The organism is Micromonospora phytophila, from assembly GCF_023656545.1.
Taxonomy (GTDB): domain Bacteria; phylum Actinomycetota; class Actinomycetes; order Mycobacteriales; family Micromonosporaceae; genus Micromonospora; species Micromonospora phytophila.
In genome coordinates, this window is the sequence record NZ_JAMOKF010000282.1 from 1 (window position 1) to 7,279 (window position 7,279).

At 74.1% G+C, this 7,279-nt stretch carries 7 protein-coding genes; 2 read left to right on the forward strand and 5 right to left on the reverse strand.

The features are described 5' to 3' along the window. The 4 genes from NCC78_RS24675 to NCC78_RS24690 all read right to left on the reverse strand — a co-directional run. Positions 1 to 829 (reverse strand): 4-(cytidine 5'-diphospho)-2-C-methyl-D-erythritol kinase (locus tag NCC78_RS24675; RefSeq protein WP_250797364.1); only part of this gene is annotated, 829 nt, incomplete at its 3' end. After that, positions 826 to 966: a hypothetical protein gene (locus NCC78_RS24680; RefSeq protein ID WP_250797365.1), complete on the reverse strand. Its 141-nt coding sequence runs from the start codon at positions 964 to 966 to the stop codon at positions 826 to 828. The genes NCC78_RS24680 and NCC78_RS24675, both read right to left, overlap by 4 nt. 9 nt (positions 967 to 975) lie before the next feature. Next, entirely contained in the window at positions 976 to 1,845 is an 870-nt protein-coding gene (gene rsmA / locus NCC78_RS24685; protein ID WP_250797366.1) for a 16S rRNA (adenine(1518)-N(6)/adenine(1519)-N(6))-dimethyltransferase RsmA, read from the reverse strand. 44 nt (positions 1,846 to 1,889) lie between these two features. Next, the gene (locus NCC78_RS24690; RefSeq protein WP_250797372.1) at positions 1,890 to 2,786 is read right to left on the reverse strand and encodes a TatD family hydrolase; all 897 of its coding nucleotides are present in this window, start codon (positions 2,784 to 2,786) and stop codon (positions 1,890 to 1,892) included. A gap of 155 nt (positions 2,787 to 2,941) precedes the next feature. Here NCC78_RS24690 and NCC78_RS24695 point away from each other — a divergent pair, with 155 nt between their 5' ends. Next, entirely contained in the window at positions 2,942 to 4,189 is a 1,248-nt protein-coding gene (locus NCC78_RS24695) for a hypothetical protein (protein WP_250797367.1), read from the forward strand. 95 nt (positions 4,190 to 4,284) lie between these two features. Further along, positions 4,285 to 5,136 carry an alpha/beta fold hydrolase gene (locus tag NCC78_RS24700; RefSeq protein ID WP_250797369.1) on the forward strand — a complete coding sequence of 284 codons (852 nt, stop codon included), beginning with the start codon at positions 4,285 to 4,287 and terminating at the stop codon, positions 5,134 to 5,136. Between the two features lie 59 nt (positions 5,137 to 5,195). Here NCC78_RS24700 and metG read toward each other — a convergent pair whose 3' ends face one another. After that, the gene (gene metG, locus NCC78_RS24705) at positions 5,196 to 6,998 is read right to left on the reverse strand and encodes a methionine--tRNA ligase (RefSeq protein WP_250797371.1); all 1,803 of its coding nucleotides are present in this window, start codon (positions 6,996 to 6,998) and stop codon (positions 5,196 to 5,198) included. Between the last annotated feature and the right edge of the window lie 281 nt (positions 6,999 to 7,279).

The window sequence follows — 7,279 nt, forward strand, 5'->3', positions numbered from 1 at the left end:
GGCCGGAGCCGGAGACGAGGCCGGCCAGCGCGCCGGCCACCTCGCCGGCCTTGAGGGTGTCGGCCAGCGACGGGCGCATGGCCAGGGCGGCGTCCTGGAGGTCGTTGCCGAGGGTGGCGGCGAGCACCCGCGGGTCCCGCTGCCGCAGCGCGCCGAGCAGCGTGTCGGTGCTGCCCAGCGGCGCGCCGGCACGGCCGGCCTCGCGGAGCCGGTCCAGCTCCCGGTAGGCGGCCGGGGTGGAGAGACCGCCGTCGGCGACGGCCACCACCCAGTGCCAGGACGTGGGGCGGGCCAGCACGGGGCTGACCGCCTCGCCCCGGCCGGTGCCGAGCGCGGTGCCGCCGTGGATCAGGAAGGGCACGTCGGAGCCGAGGTCGGCGGCGATGCCGGCCAACTCGTCGCGGGAGAGCCCGGTCCCCCAGAGCGCGTCGCAGGCGACCAGCGTGGCGGCCGCGTCGGCGCTGCCGCCGGCGAGCCCGCCGGCGAGCGGGATCTGCTTGCGCAGGTGCAGCCGGGCGTGCGGGGGGACGCCGGCGTAGCCGGCGAGGGCGTGGGCGGCCCGGATGATCAGGTTGGAGTCGTCGAGGGCCAGCTCGCCGGTGCCCTCCCCCTCCATGGTGAGGGCGAGGGTGTCGCCCCGGCGGGCGGTCAGCTCGTCGTAGACGGAGATGGCGTGGTAGACGGTGTTCAGCTCGTGGTAGCCGTCGCGGCGCAGCGGGCCCACGCCGAGGTGCAGGTTGACCTTCGCGGGCACCCGGACCCGGACCGGTCCGCTGGCTCCGCGCCGCTGCTGCTCGTCCTCGTCGTCCGGTCGCCAGGCCTCGGTCATCCGGTGGTGTCCCGCGGGCACAGGCGGATGTCGAACGGCTTCTCCACGATCAGCTCCTCGGCGGAGTCGGCGGCCGGTTCGTGCCGGCCGTCAACCGGGTCGTACGCGTACACGTGCGGTCGGCCCTCGGCGGACACGGCGCCAGCCTACTGCGCGGCCGGCGCGGCGGCCGGGGCCGACGCGGCGATGGCGGCGAACTGCTCCACGGTGAGTGACTCCCCGCGGGCGCCGGGATCGACACCGGCGGCGGTGAGCGCGGCGGCGGCCCGGTCCGCGCCGCCGGCCCAGCCGGCGAGGGCGGCGCGCAGGGTCTTGCGGCGCTGCGCGAACGCCGCGTCCACCACGGCGAAGACCCGCTGCCGGGGTACGTCGTCGCGGGGCGGCTCGCGGCGGGTGAAGGCGACCAGCCCGGAGTCCACGTTCGGCACCGGCCAGAACACGTTCGGCGGGACCTTGCCGGCGGCGCGGGCGCGGGCGTACCAGGCGAGCTTGACCGACGGGATGCCGTACACCTTGGAGCCGGGACCGGCGACGAGCCGGTCGGCCACCTCCTTCTGCACCATCACCAGCCCCTGGCGCAGGGTGGGCAGCTCGGCCAGCAGGTGCAGCACCACCGGCACGGCCACGTTGTAGGGCAGGTTCGCCACCAGCGCGGTGGGCGGCGGGTCGGCCAGCTCGGCGGCGCGGATGCGCAGCGCGTCGGCGCGGTGCACGGTGAGCCGGCCGGCGTCCGGGCCGGCGTGCCGGGCGGCGGTCTCCGGCAGGGCGGCGGCCAGCGTCGGGTCGATCTCCACGGCGTGCACGTGCGCGGCGACCGGCAGCAGGGCCAGGGTCAGCGAGCCGAGGCCGGGGCCGACCTCCAGCGCCACGTCGTCGGGGGCGAGCCCGGCGGCGGTGACGATCCGCCGCACCGTGTTCGGGTCGTGCACGAAGTTCTGGCCCAGCTTCTTGGTGGGCGCGACGCCGAGGCGGGCGGCCAGGTCCCGGATCTCCGCCGGGCCGAGGAGACCGGTCACGCCCCGTAGCGTAGCCGGGGGCGGGGTCTCGGCCGGCGGCCCGCTCACCACGGGCCGAAGACGCGGTCGCCGGTCGCCGAGATCGCCGTGCAGAGCTCGTCCAGGTCCGCGCCGGTGGTCCCGGCGAGCGACCGCACCGTCACCGGGATCAGGTACGACGCGTTGGGGCGGCCCCGGTGCGGCATCGGGGTCAGGTAGGGCGCGTCGGTCTCCACCAGGATCTGGTCGAGCGGGGTCAGCGCGGCGGCCTCCCGCAGCGCCCCGGCGCTGCCGAAGGTGACCGTGCCGGCGAAGCTGAGCAGGTACCCCCGGCGGACGCACTCGGCGGCGAACTCGGCGTCGCCGGAGAAGCAGTGCAGCACCACCGTCTCCGGGGCGCCCTCGTCGTCGAGGATCCGCAGCACGTCGGCGTGCGCGTCCCGGTCGTGGATGACCAGCGGCTTGCCGTACCGCTTGGCGATGGCGATGTGCGCCCGGAAGCTCTCCTCCTGCGCGACGCGTCCCTCGTCGCCGGTGCGGAAGAAGTCCATCCCGGTCTCGCCGATGCCGCGCACCCGGTCCCGGGCGGCCAGCGCCTCGATCTGGCGCAGCGCCTCGTCCAGGTCGGCCAGGCGGGGCGCCTCGTTGGGGTGCAGCGCCACGGTCGCCACCACCGCCGGGTACGCCTCGGCGGTCTCGACGCCCCAACGCGACGAGGCCACGTCCACCCCGACCTGGACCAGCCGGTCCACGCCGACCTCGGCGGCGACGGCGACGGCCGCGGCGACCGGGTCGTCGGCGGGACCGCCGGGCACGCCGGCCTCGCTGACGGTGATGTCGAGGTGGGTGTGGCTGTCCAGCACGGGGCGGGGCAGCGGCTCGGGCGCGGGCGGGAACTCCCCCGCGCGGCGGGCGGCGCGCTGCTTACGGGACTCGGTCGGCTCGGTCATCAACGAAAGGATCACACATGCGGCGTGTCCATCCGCCTGCCACCCGGTGTTCACCTCGACTACGCCCGGCAACTCTACGGTCACGCCGTGAGCGAACGCAGCGAGCGGACCGTCAGGCACGGCGGCGGGGCGTCTCACGCCGTCGATGAGCGGAGCGGGGCGACGACGTGAGCGTCACCCCGCAGGCCAGCGGCGCCGCCGAGGAGCGGACCGGGCTGCGCGTGGCGTACGGCGGCGCGGTGTATCCCGCCGAGGAGATCGCCCGGGGCGCGGCGTACGAGTTGTTCAGCGCCGAAGAGGTGGCCGGCTTCGAGTGGGCGCCCCGGCCCGGCTCGGCCCTGCCGTGGCACCGGTTCGTGCACGTCACCGAGGTCACCGCCGTGCACGGGGCGACGCCGCCGAGCGAGGAGGCGGAGGCGCCGCTGCTGGTGCCGCTGCACCGGGACCGGGGCTGGCCGCAGGTGCACCAGCTCAGCCAGCAGCCCGGCGCGGCCGGCGACCCGACGCTGGCCGCGGTTCGCGGGTCGGCGCTGGTGCGGCGGGGCACCCGGATGGTGAAGGTGCTCTCGGCCCGGCAGCTCGCCGGGTACGTGCGGGGCTGGCTGCCGCACGGCTTCTGCTACCGGGAGCACGACGTCGCGCACCTGCGGACCCCGGCGGCGACAACCGTGCTGCGCACCGACGGGGAGGGCGGCCGGGACGGCGGCGACGTGACGTACGCGCTGCGCTGGCGGGCCGCCGACCCGGGCGACTACGACGTGCCGGTCGGCGAGGCGCACCGGGGCCTGACGGCGCTGGCGCACCGGGACCAGCTGGGCCCGGCGGTGCTGGGCACCGGTTTCGTGCCGAGCAGCAGCCAGCTCATCCCCGAGTTCGTCACCCGGGACTTCGCCGACCTGCCGATGCCGGCGAACGCCACCCTGCTCGCCTACCCCGCCGAGGGTGTGGAGGTGGTGCTCTACAGCTACCAGGCGGAGCAGCGCGGCTGGCTGCGGATGGTCGGCCCGCAGTGGCGGCACCTGCTGGCCGCGGCGCCCGGCCTCTCCCCCGACCAGGAGTACGTGCCGACCGGGGAGGCGCCCCGCTCGACCCAGCTGGTCGGCGTCTACGCCGGCGGCGAGTACGAGGCGGTGGCCGACCTGCCCGGCGGGTTCCGGGTGCTGGCGATGACCCGGGCCGCCCGGTACCCGGTCGACGCGGCGGCCCGGCGGGTCCGGTTCGCCGCCTGGCGGGGCGTGCCCTGCCTGGTGCTGCGGGAGGAGACCGGCTGGCTGCGGCTGCGGCTGCGCCGGCCGGATCCGGACGCGGTGGCCGTCACCGGGGCGCAGTGCCACGAGCGGGGCGTCTACGAGGTCTGGGCGCCGGCCGCCGAGGTGACCGACGACGAGGTGGTGGACCACCCGTACGCCCTCTGACCGGGCGGTCCGGCCGCGGCGGCGGCACGGCGGGCATATCGGCGGGCGGGGTGGGAAAGCGCGGGCGTCCGGATTTCATGGATCAGGAGACCCGCATGCCTTTCGTCACCGTGGGGACGGAGAACTCCGCCCCGATCGACCTGTACTACGAGGACCACGGCTCCGGCCAGCCGATCGTGCTGATCCACGGCTTCCCGTTCAACGGGGCGAGCTGGGAGAAGCAGGTCGGCCCGCTGCTGGCCGCCGGATACCGGACGATCACCTACGACCGGCGCGGTTTCGGCAGCTCGGCCCAGCCCTCCTTCGGCTACGACTACGACACCTTCGCCGCGGACCTCGACGTGCTGATGACCGAGCTGAACCTGCGGGACGCGGTCCTGGTGGGCCACTCGATGGGCACCGGCGAGGTGACCCGCTACCTCGGCACGTACGGCTCGCAGCGGGTGAGCCGGGCGGTGCTGCTGGCCCCGCTGGCGCCGTTCCTGCTGCAGACGCCGGACAACCCGGAGGGGGTCGACAAGAGCCTCTTCGAGGGTTTCCAGCGGGCGATCATCGACGACCGGTTCGCCTACCTGACCAACTTCTGCGAGGCGTTCTTCAACTACCAGGAGAACAAGGGCACGCGGGTCAGCGAGGAGGCGTTCCGGGCGCACTGGGAGATCGGCACGCGGGCCTCGGCGAAGGGCACGCACGACAGCGTGGACGCCTGGCAGACCGACTTCCGGGGTGACGTGGCCCGGATCGACGTGCCGGTGCTGATCGTGCAGGGCGACAAGGACGCGGTGCTGCCGTATCCGAAGACCGGGCAGCGGCTGCAACCGATGCTGCCCGGCAGCCAGTTGATCACCTTGAAGGGCGCGCCGCACGGCACCCCGTGGACGAACCCCGAAGAGGTCAACCAGGCGATCATGGAGTTCATCGGCTCGCCCACGATGGCCCGCGCCTGAGCCCCTCGACCCGGACGGGCGCGACCCGGGCAGGGGTCGCGCCCGTCGTGCGCGGCGATTCAGCCCGCCAGGCGGGCCAGTTCCTCGTCGACGATCGACGGGTCGAGCTTGCGGAAGACCGGCTTCGGCGCGGCCAGCGGCCGGCCGGCCTCCAGCGCCACGGACTCCCAGCGGGCGCCCACGGTGTAGTCACCGGTCAGCACCGGGTACCCCGGGCCGCCGTCGAGGTCGTCGACCTCGACGATCGAGGGCATCGGGGCGTGCACCCCCGTGCCGCCGAGCAGCTCGTGCACCTGCTGCGCGGAGTGCGGCAGGAACGGGGTGAGCAGCGTGTTGGCGTCGCTGACCACCTGGAGGGCGACGTGCAGGATGGTGCCCATCCGTGGCTTGTCGGCGGCGTCCTTCAGCTTCCACGGCGCCTGCTCCGACAGGTAGCGGTTGGCCTCGGCGACAACCTTCATCGCCTCGCCGATGGCCTGCTTCTGCCGGTGCCGGGCGATCAGGTCGCCGACCGTGGCGAACCCGGCCCGGGCCACCGCGAGCAGCGCCTCGTCGGCCTCGGTGAGGCCGGCCGGGTCGACCGGCGGGATCGCGCCGAAGTTCTTCGCCGCCATCGAGACGGACCGGTTGACCAGGTTGCCCCAGCTGGCGACCAGTTCGTCGTTGTTGCGGCGCAGGAACTCCGCCCAGGTGAAGTCGGTGTCGTTGCTCTCCGGGCCGGCGGCGGCGATGAAGTAGCGCAGCGCGTCGGCGTCGTAGCGCTCCAGGAAGTCCCGGACGTAGATGACCACCTTGCGGGAGGAGGAGAACTTGCGCCCCTCCATGGTCAGGTATTCGCTGGAGACGACCTCGGTGGGCAGGTTGAGGCGGCCCAGCTCGCCGGGCTGACCGTCGCGGCCGCCCTCACCGGAGTAGCCGGAGAGCAGCGCCGGCCAGATCACCGAGTGGAAGACGATGTTGTCCTTGCCCATGAAGTAGTAGGCGCGGGCGTCCTTGCCCTCGCCGTCCGCGGACCACCACTTCCGCCAGGCCTCCGGGTCGCCGGAGCGGCGGGCCCACTCGATGGAGGCGGAGAGGTAGCCGATGACCGCGTCGAACCAGACGTAGATGCGCTTGTCGCCGCGGTCCCGCCAGCCGTCGAGGGGGATCGGCACACCCCACTCCAGGTCGCGGGTGATGGCCCGGGGCTGGAGGTCGTCGAGCAGGTTTCTCGAGAACCGCAGCACGTTGGGCCGCCACCCCTCGCGGGTGTCCAGCCACTGCCGCAGCACGTCGGCCAGGGCCGGCAGGTCCAGGAAGAAGTGTTCGGTCTCGACGAACTTCGGAGTCTCGCCGTTGATCCGCGACTTCGGGTCGATCAGGTCGATCGGGTCGAGCTGGTTGCCGCAGTTGTCGCACTGGTCGCCCCGGGCGCTGTCGTAGCCGCAGATGGGGCAGGTGCCCTCGATGTAGCGGTCGGGCAGCGTCCGGCCGGTCGACGGGGAGATCGCCCCCATCGTGGTCTTCGGGACGATGTAGCCGTTGCGGTGCATCCCCTCGAAGAGCTCCTGCACCACCGCGTAGTGGTTGCGGGTGGTGGTGCGGGTGAACAGGTCGTAGGAGAGCCCGAGGCCGTGCAGGTCCTCGACGATCACCCGGTTGTAGCGGTCGGCCAGCTCGCGCGGGGTGACCCCGTCGGCGTCGGCCTGCACCTGGATCGGGGTGCCGTGCTCGTCGGTGCCGGAGACCATGAGCACGTCGTGGCCGGCCATCCGCATGTACCGGCTGAAGACGTCGGAGGGAACGCCGAAACCGGAGACGTGGCCGATGTGGCGCGGGCCGTTGGCGTACGGCCAGGCAACCGCCGCGAGAACGTGACTCATGACCAGCAAGCCTAGTGACCCGTCCGGGGCGACCGCGAACCAATAGGGGTGCCGGCTCGGCGGTCCGGCCAATCCGGCTCCGCCGTTGGTCCGATTTGTCGCCGACACGCGGCCTGAGCTGCGGGTCTGCCGTCCCACTCCGGTGTGCAATGAACATCGTGACTGGCAGACGAGCGGCCCGGGACCAGGACGGCCATCCCTCCGGCCCGCCGGACGCCGGCGGTCGCCGCGACCCACTCGGTCCGTCGCCGCCCGGCGGCAGCACCCGGCCCGCCCGGTCG

Excerpts from the sequence above, each read along its gene's own strand:
- NCC78_RS24700 (WP_250797369.1), top strand. The coding sequence starts at position 4,285 with ATGCCTTTCGTCACCGTGGGGACGGAGAACTCCGCCCCGATCGACCTG.
- metG (WP_250797371.1), bottom strand. The coding sequence starts at position 6,998 with ATGAGTCACGTTCTCGCGGCGGTTGCCTGGCCGTACGCCAACGGCCCG.